This is a genomic window from Sodalis sp. RH24, assembly GCF_047324145.1.
In the GTDB taxonomy this organism is placed as follows: Bacteria; Pseudomonadota; Gammaproteobacteria; order Enterobacterales; family Enterobacteriaceae; genus Acerihabitans.
Genome location: NZ_CP178729.1, coordinates 1,585,434 through 1,600,181, shown reverse-complemented (window position 1 = coordinate 1,600,181; position 14,748 = coordinate 1,585,434). Strand labels below are relative to the sequence as shown.

General features: G+C 62.3%; 12 protein-coding genes. 7 read left to right on the top strand and 5 right to left on the bottom strand.

The window, feature by feature from the left end; translation table 11 throughout:
• Window positions 1-174: 174 nt before the first annotated feature.
• From fdhE to fdnG, 4 genes are read right to left on the bottom strand one after another with little or no spacing between them, the layout of a single operon-like run.
• Window positions 175-1,089, bottom strand: a complete 915-nt coding sequence (gene fdhE / locus ACL2XG_RS07325) for a formate dehydrogenase accessory protein FdhE (protein WP_410015670.1) — start codon at window positions 1,087-1,089, stop codon at window positions 175-177.
• The gene (gene fdoI / locus ACL2XG_RS07320) at window positions 1,089-1,742 is read right to left on the bottom strand and encodes a formate dehydrogenase cytochrome b556 subunit (protein WP_413722478.1); all 654 of its coding nucleotides are present in this window, start codon (window positions 1,740-1,742) and stop codon (window positions 1,089-1,091) included. Before fdoI ends, fdhE begins: the two co-directional genes overlap by 1 nt.
• The gene (gene fdxH / locus ACL2XG_RS07315; RefSeq protein WP_410015668.1) at window positions 1,739-2,650 is read right to left on the bottom strand and encodes a formate dehydrogenase subunit beta; all 912 of its coding nucleotides are present in this window, start codon (window positions 2,648-2,650) and stop codon (window positions 1,739-1,741) included. The genes fdoI and fdxH overlap by 4 nt, the downstream gene beginning before the upstream one ends.
• A gap of 10 nt (window positions 2,651-2,660) precedes the next feature.
• On the bottom strand, window positions 2,661-5,708 hold the full coding sequence (gene fdnG / locus ACL2XG_RS07310; RefSeq protein WP_413722479.1) for a formate dehydrogenase-N subunit alpha: 3,048 nt from the start codon (window positions 5,706-5,708) through the stop codon (window positions 2,661-2,663).
• 327 nt (window positions 5,709-6,035) lie between these two features.
• Here fdnG and ACL2XG_RS07305 point away from each other — a divergent pair, with 327 nt between their 5' ends.
• Window positions 6,036-6,914, top strand: a complete 879-nt coding sequence (locus ACL2XG_RS07305) for an NAD(P)-dependent oxidoreductase (protein WP_413722480.1) — start codon at window positions 6,036-6,038, stop codon at window positions 6,912-6,914.
• Between the two features lie 62 nt (window positions 6,915-6,976).
• Here ACL2XG_RS07305 and ACL2XG_RS07300 read toward each other — a convergent pair whose 3' ends face one another.
• Window positions 6,977-8,221: an MFS transporter gene (locus ACL2XG_RS07300; protein WP_413722481.1), complete on the bottom strand. Its 1,245-nt coding sequence runs from the start codon at window positions 8,219-8,221 to the stop codon at window positions 6,977-6,979.
• A gap of 160 nt (window positions 8,222-8,381) precedes the next feature.
• Between ACL2XG_RS07300 and ACL2XG_RS07295 the strand changes: the two genes are divergently transcribed.
• The 6 genes from ACL2XG_RS07295 to ACL2XG_RS07270 all read left to right on the top strand — a co-directional run bounded on the left by ACL2XG_RS07295 (window position 8,382) and on the right by ACL2XG_RS07270 (window position 14,747).
• Window positions 8,382-8,954, top strand: a complete 573-nt coding sequence (locus tag ACL2XG_RS07295; RefSeq protein WP_413722482.1) for a TetR/AcrR family transcriptional regulator — start codon at window positions 8,382-8,384, stop codon at window positions 8,952-8,954.
• Between the two features lie 169 nt (window positions 8,955-9,123).
• Window positions 9,124-11,274: a carbon starvation CstA family protein gene (locus ACL2XG_RS07290; protein WP_410015663.1), complete on the top strand. Its 2,151-nt coding sequence runs from the start codon at window positions 9,124-9,126 to the stop codon at window positions 11,272-11,274.
• 68 nt (window positions 11,275-11,342) lie between these two features.
• Window positions 11,343-11,546: a YbdD/YjiX family protein gene (locus tag ACL2XG_RS07285; protein WP_331120216.1), complete on the top strand. Its 204-nt coding sequence runs from the start codon at window positions 11,343-11,345 to the stop codon at window positions 11,544-11,546.
• Between the two features lie 17 nt (window positions 11,547-11,563).
• A complete protein-coding gene (yjiA, locus tag ACL2XG_RS07280) occupies window positions 11,564-12,523 on the top strand; it encodes a GTPase (protein ID WP_413722483.1) in 960 nt (319 codons plus the stop codon).
• Between the two features lie 329 nt (window positions 12,524-12,852).
• Window positions 12,853-14,112, top strand: coding sequence for a 3-oxo-tetronate kinase (otnK, locus tag ACL2XG_RS07275; RefSeq protein ID WP_413722484.1), 1,260 nt, complete (start codon window positions 12,853-12,855; stop codon window positions 14,110-14,112).
• Window positions 14,109-14,747: an aldolase gene (locus ACL2XG_RS07270; RefSeq protein WP_410015660.1), complete on the top strand. Its 639-nt coding sequence runs from the start codon at window positions 14,109-14,111 to the stop codon at window positions 14,745-14,747. Before otnK ends, ACL2XG_RS07270 begins: the two co-directional genes overlap by 4 nt.
• Window position 14,748: the final 1 nt, after the last annotated feature.

Below are 14,748 nucleotides of genomic sequence, written 5' to 3'. Positions count from 1 at the left end.
GACGGTCATCGCAGAATAAACCCACTATAGCAGAAGGAGACGCCGGTTCGGCAACACCCGGCTGATTGCCCCGGCGCGCCAATTATTGTCGTCATGCGGTATCAAGGCGTCCGTCCCGTAAAGAACAGACACCCCGCGCGCGGCGCTAAAGCAACACGCGGGACGGGAGGCGTTTTAGCCGGCGGGGAATAAAAACGGATTAATGCCGCTGCGGCTAAAGCCTTTTTCTTCCAGTTTGGCATCCAGGATAACCGAGGCCAGATCGTCGGCCAGGCTTTCGGCGCAGGCCTCCTTATCCTGGCGGATCACTTTCAGGTAGCTGCGGCAATGACCGCAGCTTTCCGCGGTTACCGCCGCCTGGGTAGCGTCCAGCGACCAGTAGGCCAGGTCGTCGGTCTGCTCGCAGCTGCTGCACACCGCCCGCACCAGATGCCATTCGCTTTCGCACAATGCGCAGTGCAGGTAGCGCAGGCCGGGTACGCCGCCTTTGCCATGGATGACGCTTGCCGCCGGTGCGGTGCCGCAGAGCGGGCAATATTGCCGCCGGCCGCCGTCGGCCACGGCCTGGCCGCCGATCCGCCCGGCCAGCTGCGCCCAGTACAGCGACAGGGCCGCCCATACGAATGGCGCGCGGGCGCTGTCCGCCCGGGCAAAATCCCCGCTCAGCAGTGCCTGCGCCTCGGCCTCCAGCATACTGTCGGGCAGCGACGACAGAGTGTCCAGCGCCTGGCGCACGGCGGGCGCGGCGTCGGGCAGCAGCAGCGCGATGAGCGCCCGCAGCATGTCGCGCCACTGCGGCGTGCGCGCAAACGTCGCCGCATCCAGCGCAAGCGCGCCTTCAGCCGCAGCGGGCGGATTAACCCCGTCCGCCAGCGGCCGGGTCTCGAGCACCCGAAGCTGCGCCCGCGCCACGCCGGCGGCAAAACGCAGGTAATCACCGAACGGGTGATCCGCCGCCAACTGCAGCAGCCGATCGGCGCGCTGTTGATACAGACGCGGCAGGTCGGCCGCCAGCAGCGGCCTGATCGCCGATGTGGCGGCTATCTGGCGGGCGGATAAGCGGTGTTCGGGCACGATATGGATTGCCATCAGCGCCCCTCCTTGCGGCTGGCCGCCGCCAGGGCGTTTTTTTCCTGCAGCTCGCGATACCAGCGCGGATGGTGTTTTTTCGCCCAGGCCGCCGGCACCCAGCCCTCCACCATAGCGGTAATGGTGCCCTTGACCCACAGGGCGGCATAGATATGCACCATAATCACCATAATCAATCCCACCGCCGCCAGCGAATGCACCAGCAGGGCGGCGCGGATAAGCGGGATGGGGAAATACCCGGCAAACCAGGGCCGCCAGATCATCACGCCGCTTACCAGCAACAGCGCCAGGCTGATAATCGCCGCCCAAAACACGCATTTCTGGCCGAAATTATACCGCCCGGTGTCGCCGACTTCCTGGTTAAGGGCGATTTTATGAATGTTCTTTGCCCAGTAGATATCATCGCGATTGATCAGGTTATGCCGCCAGTAACGCAGGAACATCAGCATAAAGGCGCAAAACATCACCACCCCGGCAAACGGATGCAGGATCCTGGCCAACTGCGGCGTGCCGAAGATATTCATCAGCCAATTGAACGAGGGGAAAAAAAAGCCCAGGCCGCTGAGCGAGACCAGGACAAAGCAGAACGCCACGATCCAGTGATTGATCCGCTCCGGCGCGCTGTAGCGCACAATCCGCTGTTGCTGTTTCATTTTCGTGGCTCCTGTTCGTGATCAGGTTCGTCATGCTGATGGTTATCGTCATCTTCGGCGCGGTTCGGCCCCACCCCGACATAATGGAATACCGTGGCGGCGAAAATGGCGGCGAAGCCGACGGCGGCCAGCGGTTTCCATACCCCTTTCCAGAAGGTGACCGCGGGACTGATGGCCGGGTTGTCCGGCAGGCCGTGGTAAAGCTGCGGCCGGTCCGCGTGATGCAGCACATACATGACGTGGGTGCCGCCGACCCCGGCCGGATCATACAGGCCGGCATGATGAAAACCGCGGGTATTCAGCTCGGCCACCCGTTCCGCCGCCAGGGTGGTCATATCCTCTTTGCTGCCGAAATGGATGGCGCCGGTGGGGCAGGTCTTGACGCAGGCCGGCTCCTGGCCCACCGCCACGCGGTCAACGCACAGCGTGCATTTGTAGGCGCGGTTGTCCTGCTGATTGATACGCGGCACGTTGAACGGACAGCCGGCGATACAGTAGCCGCAGCCGATGCAGTGCTCGGACTGGAAATCCACGATGCCGTTGGCGTACTGGATGATAGCCCCTTCCGCCGGGCAGGCCTTCAGGCAGCCCGGGTCGGCGCAGTGCATGCAGCCGTCCTTGCGGATCAGCCATTCCAGCCGGCCGTCCTGTTCCACCTCGGAAAAGCGCATCACCGTCCAGGATTTTGCGCTCAGGTCGAGGGGATTGTCGTAGACGCCGACGTTGATGCCCACCTCGTCGCGCAGATCGTTCCATTCCGAACAGGCCACCTGGCAGGCTTTGCAGCCGATGCAGGTGGTGACGTCGATAAGCTTGGCCACCGGATCCTGGAAATCCCGCGCGCGCGGCGCGGGGGTTAAGCCGTTGGTGGCGGATTTACGGATAATATCCTGTGATTGCATTGCCATGTCCTATCCCCTATACCTTTTCCACATTGACCAGAAAGGCCTTATATTCCGGCGTCTGCGAATTGGCTTCGCCGACGTGGGGCGTTAGGGTATTGGCAAGGAATCCCTTTTTGGTGGTGCCCTCATAGCCCCAGTGACAGGGGATGCCGATGGTATCGATTTCCCGGCCGTCCACCAGCAGGGTGCGGATCCGTTTGGTCACCACCGCTTTGGCCTTGATAAAGCCGCGCTTGGAGGTAATCTTGACGCTGTCGCCGGCCTTGATGCCCTTGCTGGCCGCCAGCTTCTCGCCGATTTCGATAAATTGCTCCGGCTGGACGATGGCGTTGAGGCGCGCATGCTTGGTCCAGTGGCGGAACAGCTCGGTAATGGAATAGGTGGTGGCGACATACGGAAAATCGGCGGCCACGCCCAGGCGCAGGCGATCGGCGGCGAACAGGCGCGCCGCCGGGTTCATTATCACCGCGGCGTGCAGCGGATTGGTGCCGATGGGCGATTCCGCCGGTTCATAGTGTTCCGGGAAGGGGCCGTCCACCAGCTTATCGATGGCGTACAAACGGCCCATGCCCTCGGCCTGCATGATAAAAGGACCCACGCCGCTGCCCGGCGCGGCGTTGCCGTAGTCGGGAATATCAATCCCGGTCCAGCGGGCGCCGTCCCAGTGGATCAGTTCCCGTTTCGGATCCCACGGCTTGCCCTGGGCATCGGCCGAGGCGCGGTTATACAAAATGCGGCGATTTTGCGGCCATGCCCAGGCCCAGCCGGGCGTGCAGCCCAGCCCCGACGGATCGCTGTTATCGCGCCGCGCCATCTGGTTGCCCTGCTCGGTCCAGCTGCCGGCGAAAATCCAGCAGAAACTGGCGGTGGATCCGTCATCGCGCAGCTGCGAGAAATCGGCCAGCTGCTGGCCTTTTTTCAGGATAACCGTACCTTGGTCGTCCTTCAGATCCGCCAGCGCGCGGCCGTTGCTTTCGCGGGCCAGTTCCTCCGGCGTCGGGTCAGCGGGATCGTGATAATCCCAGGCCATATTCATCAGCGGCGCCGGATTGGCTCCGCCCTCGCGGGCGTACATCGCGCGCAGGCGCAGGAAAATCCCCGCCAGGATCACCCCGTCGTTACGGGCTTCTCCCGGCGGCTCGGCGCCTTTGAAATGCCATTGCAGCCAGCGCCCGGAGTTGACGATGGTGCCGTTCTCCTCGGCAAAACAGCTGGAGGGAAGCCGGAACACCTCGGTCTGGATGGCGGCCGGATCGACGTCGTTAAATTCGCCGTGGTGCTGCCAGAAACTGGAGGTTTCCGTCGCCAGGGGATCGATGATGACCAGGTATTTCAGTTTCGACAGCGCGCCGGAGGCTTTATTTTTATCGGCAAACGCCGCCACCGGATTAAAGCCCTGGGCGATATAACCGTTGACCTTGCCCTCGCTCATCATCTGCGTAAAGTTAAGGGCGTCGTAGCTTTGATCCCATTTCGGCAGCCAGTCGAAACCCCAGTCGTTGTCTTTGGTGGCGTTGGCGCCGTAAAAGCTTTTCATCAGGCTGACAAAAAACTTCGGCGTGTTTTTCCAGTAATTCACCTGATCCGGCAGCAGGGCCTTGGGCGTCGCCTGCGCCAGGTAGTCGGCGAGGGTGGTCTGTTTTTCCGAGGGCAGGTCCATATAACCGGGCAGGCGCAGGGACAGCAGGCCGAGATCGGTATACCCCTGGATATTGGAATGGCCGCGCAGCGCGTTGACGCCGCCGCCGGCCATGCCGATATTGCCCAGCAGCAGTTGAATCATGCCGGCGGTGCGGATAATCTGCGCGCCGGTGGTGTGTTGGGTCCAGCCCAGCGCGTACAGGATGGTGGCGGTTTTGTCCGGCGCGCTGGTTTCACCCAGAATGTGGCAAATCTTCAGGAAATCCGCCTGCGGAGTGCCGCAGATGCGCGCTACCATTGCGGGGGTGTAGCGGCTGACGTGCTCTTTAAGCATATTCCAGACGCAACGCGGATCGGTTAAGGTGGCGTCGCGCCGGGCAAAGCCGTTGTCATCCAGCTGGTACTGCCAGGAGGATTTATCATAGCGGTGCTTGTCGGCGTCGTAGCCGCTGAACAGGCCGTCGTCAAAACGGTACGCTTCGCCCACCAGCAGGCTGGCGTTGGTATAGGCTTTCACATACTCCATCTGAACTTTATTATTGCTCAGCAGATAGTTGATTACCCCCAGCAGGAAGGCGATATCGGCGCCGGCGCGGATGGGCGCGTAAAAATCGGCCACCGAGGCGGTGCGGTTAAAGCGCGGATCGACCACAACCACCTGGGCATGGTTCTTGGTTTTGGCTTCCATCACCCATTTAAAGCCGACCGGATGGGCCTCGGCCGGGTTGCCGCCCATCACCAGCACCACGTCGGCGTTTTTAATATCCACCCAGTTATTGGTCATGGCCCCCCGGCCGAAGGTCGGCGACAGGGCGGAGACGGTAGGGGCATGGCACAGCCGGGCCTGGGTATCAATGGCCAGCATGCCGAGCGCGCGGGTGATGCGCTGGTCAAGCATGCCGGTTTCATTGCTGGCGGCGGACGAGCACAGCATGCCGGTGGTCACCCAGCGGTTCACCGTCACCCCGGCGGCGTTTTTCTCGACGAAGTTGGCGTCCCGATCGGCCTTCATCAGGCGGGCGATGCGCTCGTAGGCGTCCTCCCAGCTGATGCGCTGCCAGGTATTCGAACCGGGCGCGCGGTATTCGGGATATTTCAGCCGCTGGTCGCTGTGGATAAAATCCACCAGGCCGGCGCCCTTGGGGCACAGCGATCCCCGGCTCACGGGATGGTCCGGGTCGCCCTCGATATGGAAAATCGCGGCTTTGGCGTTTTTGGCGCCGTCGCCCAGGCTATACATTAATATACCGCAGCCCACGGAACAGTAGGTGCAGTTATTCCGGGTTTCGTGCGCGCGCAATAACTTATATTGACGGGTCTCCGCCAGCGCGATATCCGGCGCAAAACCCAATGCGGCGGCGGTGGTGCCCGCCATTCCGCCCGCGCAGATTTTAAAGAATTGCCGTCTGCTGAATTGCATGAACGCTCCTGAATACGACATGTATCACATTATAATTCCGTGAAACAAAACCCGGATTTACAGTGACGGGCCGGGTTATGCACTGCGCTTAGAGAGAGTGCTTTACGCCTTATTTTTTGTGTGGGTATTATCATTCAAATTAACGGGGTTGCAAATGCTTTTCACGGTTGTTAAAGGAAATATTAAATTGTTATTGGCGGGAAAATAACCACCGCGCCGGTCCTCCCGCCGGACGTCCCGCCATGACCGTCGCGGCGCCGCCGTTTTTGCCGATAAGCGCTAACCTTGGTAAAGTTATGCTAAATCGCAGACAAAAGGATCGTTAACATGAACACGCTTCCCGTCGTTGCCGTGCTCGGCCTGGGCGCCATGGGCCATGCTTTTGCGGCCAATCTGGTTAAGAAAAACTTTACCGTCCGCGGCTGGAACCGCACCCCCGGGCGCGGCGAGGATCTGGCGGCAGCGGGCATGACGCTGTGCGATTGCGCGCGGGAGGCGGCCAGGAACGCCGACGTGGTTATCGTGATGCTTACGGACGCGGTGGCCACCGAAGCGGTGATCACCGGCGGGGACGGGATACTCGCCGCTCTGAAAGCGGGCGCGGTACTGGCGCAGATGGGCACCATCGGCGTCGAGTCCACCGACCAGCTTTACCGGGCCGTCACCGCGGCGCGTCCGGACGTGGTGTTTATCGACGCGCCGGTATCCGGCACCAAGGCCCCGGCCGAAAACGCGCAGATCACCGTGCTGGCCGGCGGCGATCGCGCGCGCGCCGCCGCCGTCGAGCCGGTATTCGCCGCCATCGCCAGGGGCACGCAATGGCTGGGGGCCGCCGGCGCCGGCGCGCGCATGAAACTGGTGGTCAACGCCTGGCTGATTGCCATGATGCAGGGCGTGGCGGAGAGCGTCGATCTGGCGCAGGCGCTGGGATTTTCACCGGATAATTTCTGGGATGCGCTGGAAGGCGGCCCGCTGGCGGCGCCCTATGTGAAAAACAAACTCGCGATGATCAAGGCCGACGACTATACGCCGCAAATGCAGCTGTCGCTGGCGCTCAAGGACGCCAATCTGGCCCTTGACGCCGCGGGGAACCGCGCCATGCCAGGCCTGCGCACTATCGCCGGCGTATGGCGCCAGGCGGTGGACGCGGGTCTTGGCGCCCAGGATATCGCGGTGGTGTACCGTTATCTGGGCACGAAAAAATAGCCCTTGCCGTCCTGCCGCCGGCAGGCGCCGGGACAAGGGCGCGCCGGTGGACGCGGGCGCAATCAGCTGTTTGCGGGGCACGACGGCCGCGCCATGATCCGGCTGCGCCGCCGGATGGCCAGCGCCAGCGCCATCGCCGCCAGCGATAAGGCGATGATGACCGTCCCGTAAATATTGGCCGTCGCCAGCAGGCCGGCGCGGCGCACCAGGAAGCCGGCGGCAATGGCCGGCAGGCTGTTGGCGAGATAGCATTCCACATAAAACGCGGCCATCAGTCCGGCCCGCTCGGCGGGGGCGGCCTGCGCCATCACCGTGCGCAGCGCGCCGAGAAAACCCGCGCCGAACCCCACGCCGGCGATAACCGATCCGGCCAGCAGCACCGATGCCATGCCATGGTTGGCCCCCAGCAGGATCGCCAGCACGCCCGCCACCAGCATCACGGCGCCCGCCAGCAACGAGGCGAAAGGGGTACGGCCACGGGCCGCCATAATCGCCGCGGCGCCGCTGAGCGTCAGCGCCGCCACCGCCAGTCCGCCCAACCAGACCGACGTAGAGTGGGTAACCTTGGCGATCAGAGACGGCATCAGCGACAGATAAAAACCGCCCAGCATCCAGATGGCGACATTGACCGGCGTTACCGCCAGCAGGGCGCCGCGCGCCTGCGCGGGAATAACCACGCTGGGCCGCAGCGAGGCCCAGGCCCCATGACGGCGCACGGCGGTTTCAGGCGTGCCCCAGGTCAGCGCCGCTTCGGCCGCGAAGACCAGCAGCAGCAGGGCATAGACCAGATGCAGCGGCGCGGGCGCGAACTGAAGCAGCGCGCAGGCGCCCAGCGCCCCCAGGGCCATGCCGGTCATCGGCGCAATGCTATTGGTCAACGCGCCGCGCTCATGATGCAGGTCCAGCAGCGCCGCGCCCAGGGCCGCCGACGCCAGTCCGGTGGCCAATCCCTGCAACGCCCGCGCGACGATAAGCCAGACGGGGCCGGCGGCGCCGAGGAACACCCCCATGGCCGACAGCTCCAGCAGCAGCGCCAGGCTGATGACCGGACGCCGGCCGATATAGTCGGACAGGGCGCCGGCGCTCAGCAGCGACGCCAGCAGGGCCAGGGCATAGGCGCTGTAGATAGTGGTCAGCAGCATCGGCGAGAATGCCCACGAGACCTGGTAAAGCCGGTAGAGCGGGGTAGGGGCGCTGGACGCGGCGTAAAAGGTTATCAGCGTGGCGGTATGTACCGCCGCGGCTAAATCAGGCTGGAAACGGCCCGGGACGGTGTGGTTTGACGCGGTAACGGTTGATTTGGGCATGGCGGTGCTCGTATAATAAACGCAAATTATTAGCTTTTATACATCCTAGAGGATACTCGGCACTAACGCAAATATTTTGCGTTAGTGCCGGGCGGCAGTACCCTGCGGCGCGCCTGGGACGCCGGCGGTCATCCTCTGGCAGGAACAGGAGTCATCAGCCATGGCTGACAAAAGCGGTGTCCGTCCCGGCGGCCGCAGCGCCCGCATACAGGCGGCGGTGCACCGGGCGGTACGGGAATTACAGCAACAGGAAGGGCCAGGCGAACTGACGGTGCCGGCCATCGCCGCCCGCGCCGGCGTGACGCCGTCCACCCTCTACCGGCGTTGGGGCGATCTGGCGCAATTATTATCCGATGTCGCGCTGGCGCGGGTGCGTCCCGATGGCGAGCCGCGTGATACGGGGTCGTATCGGGGAGATCTGCGCGCGTGGCTGGAACAATACATCGATGAATTGGCCTCCGAGACCGGCCGGGCCATGATGCGCGATATCCTCGGCTGCGCCGCGCCGGGCAACGCCGGGAAATGCGCGGAATTTATCCGCCAGCAGCTCGATGTTATCCGCGACCGCGCCCTGGCGCGCGGCGAGGCGATTGTGGATAGCGATACCTTGATTGACCTGGTGGTGGCGCCGGTGGTTTATCGCCTGCTGTTTTCGCTATCAGCGCCTTCCGTTGAACATGCCCTGGCGCTGATGGACCATACGCTGGGCGCCGCCCCCAGGCGCGTCGGGTGACTTTTCGCCGGCTCCGGGCGACCGCGCCGGGGGCTAAGCCCGACCGTTCGCCGGGCTATTTAACCGTTCGCCCGCGTATATGACCGCTTAATAATAATTTGCCTCTTTTTTCATCCATTCTGGCCTAGAGTACGCGCACATGTACCCTATAACAGAAGACCGCATCGAGATGAAAAATAATATCCTCAAGCATATCCCCTGGCTTATCATCGGCATTATCGGGGCCTGCTGCCTGGCCGTCGTGGCGTTGCGCCGGGGCGAGCATGTCAGCGCCCTGTGGATCGTGGTGTCGTCCGTGGCCGTTTATCTGGTGGCTTACCGCTACTACAGCCTGTATATCGCCACCCGGGTGATGGGGCTGGATCCCACCCGTTCGACGCCGGCGGTGGTCAATAACGACGGCCTGAACTACGTGCCGACCAACAGGAACGTCCTGTTCGGCCATCATTTCGCCGCCATTGCCGGCGCCGGTCCGCTGGTCGGACCGGTACTGGCCGCCCAGGTGGGCTACCTGCCGGGCACCATGTGGCTGCTGGCCGGGGTGGTTATCGCCGGCGCCGTGCAGGACTTTATGGTGCTGTTTATGTCCTCGCGCCGCAACGGCGTGTCGCTGGGCGAGATGATCAAGGAGGAAATGGGCCCGGTCCCCGGCACCATCGCCCTGTTCGGCTGTTTCCTGATTATGATTATTATCCTGGCGGTGCTGGCCCTGATCGTGGTGAAAGCGCTGGCCGAAAGCCCGTGGGGCGTGTTTACCGTCTGCTCGACGGTGCCCATCGCCCTGTTCATGGGCATTTATATGCGCTTCCTGCGCCCCGGACGGGTGGGCGAAGTGTCGGTTATCGGCGTGGTGGGGCTGCTGCTGGCCATTTGGTTTGGCGGCGTGATTGCCCACGACCCGTACTGGGGACCGGCGCTGACCTTTAAAGACACCACCATTACCTACACCCTGATTGGCTATGCCTTTGTTTCCGCCCTGCTGCCGGTATGGCTTATCCTGGCGCCGCGCGACTACCTGGCCACCTTCCTGAAAATCGGCGTGATTATCGGCCTGGCGGTGGGGATTGTCATCATCAATCCCGACCTGAAGATGCCGGCGATGACCCAGTTTATCGACGGCACCGGCCCGGTATGGAAAGGCGCGCTGTTCCCCTTCCTGTTTATTACCATCGCCTGCGGCGCCGTATCCGGTTTCCATGCCCTGATCGCCTCCGGTACCACGCCCAAGCTGCTGGCCAGCGAAAGCGATACCCGTTTTATCGGCTATGGCGCGATGTTGATGGAATCATTTGTCGCCATCATGGCGCTGGTGGCCGCGTCGATTATCGAACCCGGCCTGTACTTCGCCATGAACACCCCGCCGGCGGCGCTGGGCATCACCATGCCCGACCTGCATCGCCTCGGCACCTCGGACGCGCCGCTGATCCTGTCCTCGCTGCGCGATGTAACCACCCATGCGGCCGCCACCGTTAGCTCCTGGGGTTTTGTTATCTCCCCAGAGCAAATCATGCAAACCGCGCAGGATATCGGCGAGCCTTCGGTGCTTAACCGCGCAGGCGGCGCCCCGACGCTGGCGGTGGGCATTGCCCATGTCTTTAATAAGATCATCCCGGGCGCCGATATGGGCTTCTGGTATCATTTCGGCATTCTGTTCGAGGCCCTGTTTATCCTGACGGCGCTGGATGCCGGCACGCGTTCCGGCCGCTTTATGCTGCAGGACCTGCTGGGCAATTTTGTCCCGTTCCTGAAAAAAACCGACTCGCTGCTGGCCGGCATGGTGGGCACCGCGGGCTGCGTGGGCCTGTGGGGCTATCTGCTGTACCAGGGCGTGGTCGATCCGCTGGGCGGGGTAAAAAGCCTGTGGCCGCTGTTCGGCATCTCCAACCAGATGCTGGCCGCCGTCGCGCTGGTATTGGGCACCGTGGTGCTTATCAAGATGAAACGCACCCGCTATATCTGGGTAACGGTGGTGCCGGCGGTTTGGTTGCTGATCTGCACCACCTGGGCGCTGGGGCTTAAGCTGTTCAGCCAGAATCCGCAGCTCGAAGGGTTCCTGTACCAGGCCAGCCTGTACAAGCGCCGCATCGCCGAGCAGGGCGCCGGGCTAACGGAACAACAGATTAGCAACATGCATCACATAGTCGTCAATAACTACACCAATGCCGGCTTAAGCGTCCTGTTCCTGATTGTTGTCTACAGCATAATCTTCTATGGTATTAAAACGGCGCTGAAAGCCCGCGGCAACGCCGCGCGCACGGATAAGGAAACGGCGTATGTCGCCGTGCCGGAAGGGGGTATCATCACCTCAAGCAGCCACTGATACGGCATCATAAGCCCTGTCCCGCATAACCGGTGGTTATGCGGGCGTTTTTACACTGGAGATACCGCATGTTTGGAAATTTGGGTCAGGCAGGTAAGTATTTGGGACAGGCTGCCCGGATGTTGGTCGGTATTCCGGATTATGATTATTATGTCCAGCATATGAAGACCAATCATCCCGATCAGCCGGTCATGGACTACGAAGCGTTTTTCCGCGATCGTCAGGAAGCGCGCTACGGCGGTAACGGCAAGGGCGGTTTTCGCTGCTGTTGACACACGAGGATTCGAGCATGGACCAGCCGCTGCCGGCCACCATCCTGACCGGCTTTTTCGGCGCGGGGAAAACCACCCTGCTGCGCCATATACTGCATGCCGACCATGGCGAAAAGATCGCCGTGATAGAAAATGAATTCGGCGAAGTCCCCATCGACAATACCCTCCTGGGCGATCGCGCCACCCGCATTACCACCTTAAGCAACGGCTGTATTTGCTGCTCCAGCGCCAACGAGCTGGCGGATGCCCTGCTGGATTTACTGGCGGGCATCGATCGCGGCGAGGTCGATTTTACCCGCCTGGTGATTGAATGTACCGGCATGGCCGACCCGGGACCGGTGATCCAGACCTTTTTTTCCCATCCGGTTATCAGCGAGCGTTTCCTGCTTGACGGCGTGATCGCCCTGGTGGACGCGGTGCATGCCGACGGACAGCTGAACGAGTTCGCCCTGGCCCAGGCCCAGGTGGGATTTGCCGATCGCATCCTGCTCACCAAAACCGATATCGCCGGCGAGAGCGGCGATTTGATTGCGCGCCTGCAGCATATCAACGCCCGCGCGCCCGTGTACCGGGTGGTCAACGGCGAGATAGGGCTGGATCGGCTGTTTAACGTCGAGGGTTTTATCCTGAATGATAACCTGACCGTGGCCCGGCCGCGTTACCGGCCGCTTATCGAGCCGCAAAACGCCATCCGCTCCATCGTGGTGAACCTGGCGCGGCCGCTGGCGCTGCAGACGGTATCGGACATTATGGAAGGCCTGCTGGCGACTTATGCCGATAATCTATTACGCTATAAAGGCATTTTAGCCATCGAAGGCGACCCCCGGCGCCTGCTGTTCCAGGGGGTACAACGCCTGTATAACGCCGATTGGGACCGGGAATGGCGCGATGACGAGCAGCCGGCCAGCGTGCTGGTGTTTATCGGCGTCGGACTGCCGGAGTCCGAGATCCGGGACGCTTTCGCCGCGTTCAGGTAAGCCGGCGTTTAACGTGCAGGGTAAGAGTATTGCCGCCTGGCCATCGCCTCAGGCCCGCCCGTGAACCGGGCGGGCCTGATTGTTTTAAGGACCAGGCCTGGACAGCTGGGGCGCCGCACGGCAGGGGGATAAAAGGCGCTGTTCCGGCTGATGCGAAGATTCACACATTGTTGTGAAAAGCGGATAAATGATTAAATATACTATTATCAATTAGTTAATTCCAATTAAGCGCTATAATTCCGTTACGCTTTTGTGATGGCCATCATCTCAATGTGAAGCCAATACGTACAAAATTTCACACATGTTCACAACAACCCGGATGACAGGAAATGACGTTATCGTTAGGCGTTATTGCTGATGATTTTACCGGCGCCACCGACATCGCGAGTTTTATCGCGCTAGCCGGCTGGCGCGTGGTCCAGCTTAACGGTATCCCGCAGCAGCCGCTGCCGCTGGAAGACGTTGACGCGGTGGTGATTTCCCTGAAGACCCGCTCCTGCCCGGCGCCGGAAGCCATAAGCCAGTCGCTGGCGGCGTGCCGGTGGTTGCGGGTACAGGATTGCCGGAAGATCTACTTTAAATATTGCTCCACCTTCGATTCCACGCCGCACGGCAATATCGGCCCGGTTACCGATTCCCTGCTGGCCGAGACCGGGGCTGCGCTTGCCATCCTGTGCCCGGCGCTGCCGGTCAACGGCCGCACCGTGATCCACGGCTATCTGTTTGTCAACGGGCGGCTGCTGAACGAATCCGGCATGCAAAACCATCCCCTCACGCCGATGACCGACGCCAATCTGTTAAGGGTGATGGACGCCCAGGCCGCGGGTAAAACCGGGCTGCTCCCGCTCGCGACGCTGCGCCGGGGGACCCGGGCCGTGCGGGAGCGCCTGGAGGAACTGCGGCGCGAGGGGCGGCGCTATCTCGTTGCCGATGTGCTCGACGACGCTGATTTAACGCTTCTGGCGCAAAGCCTGCCGGACGACCTGCTGCTGACCGGTGGTTCGGGCCTGGCCGGCGCATTGGCCGCGCTTTCGCCCCGCCACCGCGACAGCGCGGCGGCGCAGGCCGTGCCGCCGGCCACGGGACGCGCCGTGGTGCTGTCGGGCAGTTGCTCGCGCATGACCAATGCGCAGGTTGAGCACTATCGCCGTCAGGCGCCCGCCCGGGCGATCGACGTCACACGCTGCCTGGAGAACGGCGCGCTGTATGCGCGGGAGCTGGCGCAATGGGTGATGGATCAACCCCCCCGGCCGGCGCCCATGCTGTTCGCCACCCAGGCCGCCGACGTGGTCAGGGCGGTACAGGCCCGCTACGGCGTCGCCGCCACCGGCGCCGCCATCGAACGATTGTTTGCCGATATCGCGCTGTCCCTGTTTCAGCAGGGTTTTAGTAAATTTATTATTGCCGGCGGCGAGACCTCCAGCCTTATCACGCAACGGCTCTGCGTGAGCGGCTTTGCCATTGGCCGGACTATCGCCCCCGGCGTGCCCTGGGTCAGGGATATCGAGCGGCCTTTATGGCTGGCGCTGAAGTCCGGCAATTTTGGCGAGACAGATTTTTTTAACCAGGCACAGGAGCTTTATCAATGACGGAAGCCGAATTACGCGCACAAATGGCGACGCTGGCCCATTCCATGTTTATGCGCGGCTACAGCAGCGGCGGGGCGGGAAATCTCAGCTGCCGCCTGCCCGACGGCGGTTTCCTGGTGACGCCCACCAACTCCAGCTTCGGCGCCCTGGACCCGGCGACGCTCAGCAAACTCAACGCCGCGGGAGAACATATCGCGGGCGCCAGGCCGTCCAAGGAGTCGGTAATGCACCTGAATTTCTACCGGCGACGCCCCGATATCGGCGGCGTGGTGCATCTGCATTCGCCCGCGCTGACCGCGCTGTCCTGTATGCCCGGCCTGAACGCCGAGAACTGCCTGCCGCCGATAACGCCCTATTACGTCATGCGCGTCGGCAAGCTGCCGCTGGTGCCGTATTTCCGCCCCGGGCATCCCGGCCTTGCCGAGGCGATTGGCGATCTCGCTCCGACGCATAACGCCATGCTGCTGGCTAACCACGGGCCGGTAATCGGCGGCGCCGGCCTGCTGGAAGCGGTGTTCAACGCGGAAGAACTTGAGGACACGGCGCGTCTGTATATTACACTGCTACCTTATGGCATGGTGACATTAACAGGTGAACAAGTTGCAGAGCTGGAACGGACCTTTAAAAAAGCCTAAC

Excerpts from the sequence above, each read along its gene's own strand:
- fdoI (WP_413722478.1), bottom strand. The coding sequence starts at position 1,742 with ATGAAACAGCAACAGCGGATTGTGCGCTACAGCGCGCCGGAGCGGATC.
- ACL2XG_RS07285 (WP_331120216.1), top strand. The coding sequence starts at position 11,343 with ATGTTTGGAAATTTGGGTCAGGCAGGTAAGTATTTGGGACAGGCTGCC.
- otnK (WP_413722484.1), top strand. The coding sequence starts at position 12,853 with ATGACGTTATCGTTAGGCGTTATTGCTGATGATTTTACCGGCGCCACC.
- ACL2XG_RS07270 (WP_410015660.1), top strand. The coding sequence starts at position 14,109 with ATGACGGAAGCCGAATTACGCGCACAAATGGCGACGCTGGCCCATTCC.
- yjiA (WP_413722483.1), top strand. The coding sequence starts at position 11,564 with ATGGACCAGCCGCTGCCGGCCACCATCCTGACCGGCTTTTTCGGCGCG.
- fdnG (WP_413722479.1), bottom strand. The coding sequence starts at position 5,708 with ATGCAATTCAGCAGACGGCAATTCTTTAAAATCTGCGCGGGCGGAATG.
- ACL2XG_RS07300 (WP_413722481.1), bottom strand. The coding sequence starts at position 8,221 with ATGCCCAAATCAACCGTTACCGCGTCAAACCACACCGTCCCGGGCCGT.
- ACL2XG_RS07295 (WP_413722482.1), top strand. The coding sequence starts at position 8,382 with ATGGCTGACAAAAGCGGTGTCCGTCCCGGCGGCCGCAGCGCCCGCATA.
- fdxH (WP_410015668.1), bottom strand. The coding sequence starts at position 2,650 with ATGGCAATGCAATCACAGGATATTATCCGTAAATCCGCCACCAACGGC.
- ACL2XG_RS07290 (WP_410015663.1), top strand. The coding sequence starts at position 9,124 with ATGAAAAATAATATCCTCAAGCATATCCCCTGGCTTATCATCGGCATT.
- ACL2XG_RS07305 (WP_413722480.1), top strand. The coding sequence starts at position 6,036 with ATGAACACGCTTCCCGTCGTTGCCGTGCTCGGCCTGGGCGCCATGGGC.
- fdhE (WP_410015670.1), bottom strand. The coding sequence starts at position 1,089 with ATGGCAATCCATATCGTGCCCGAACACCGCTTATCCGCCCGCCAGATA.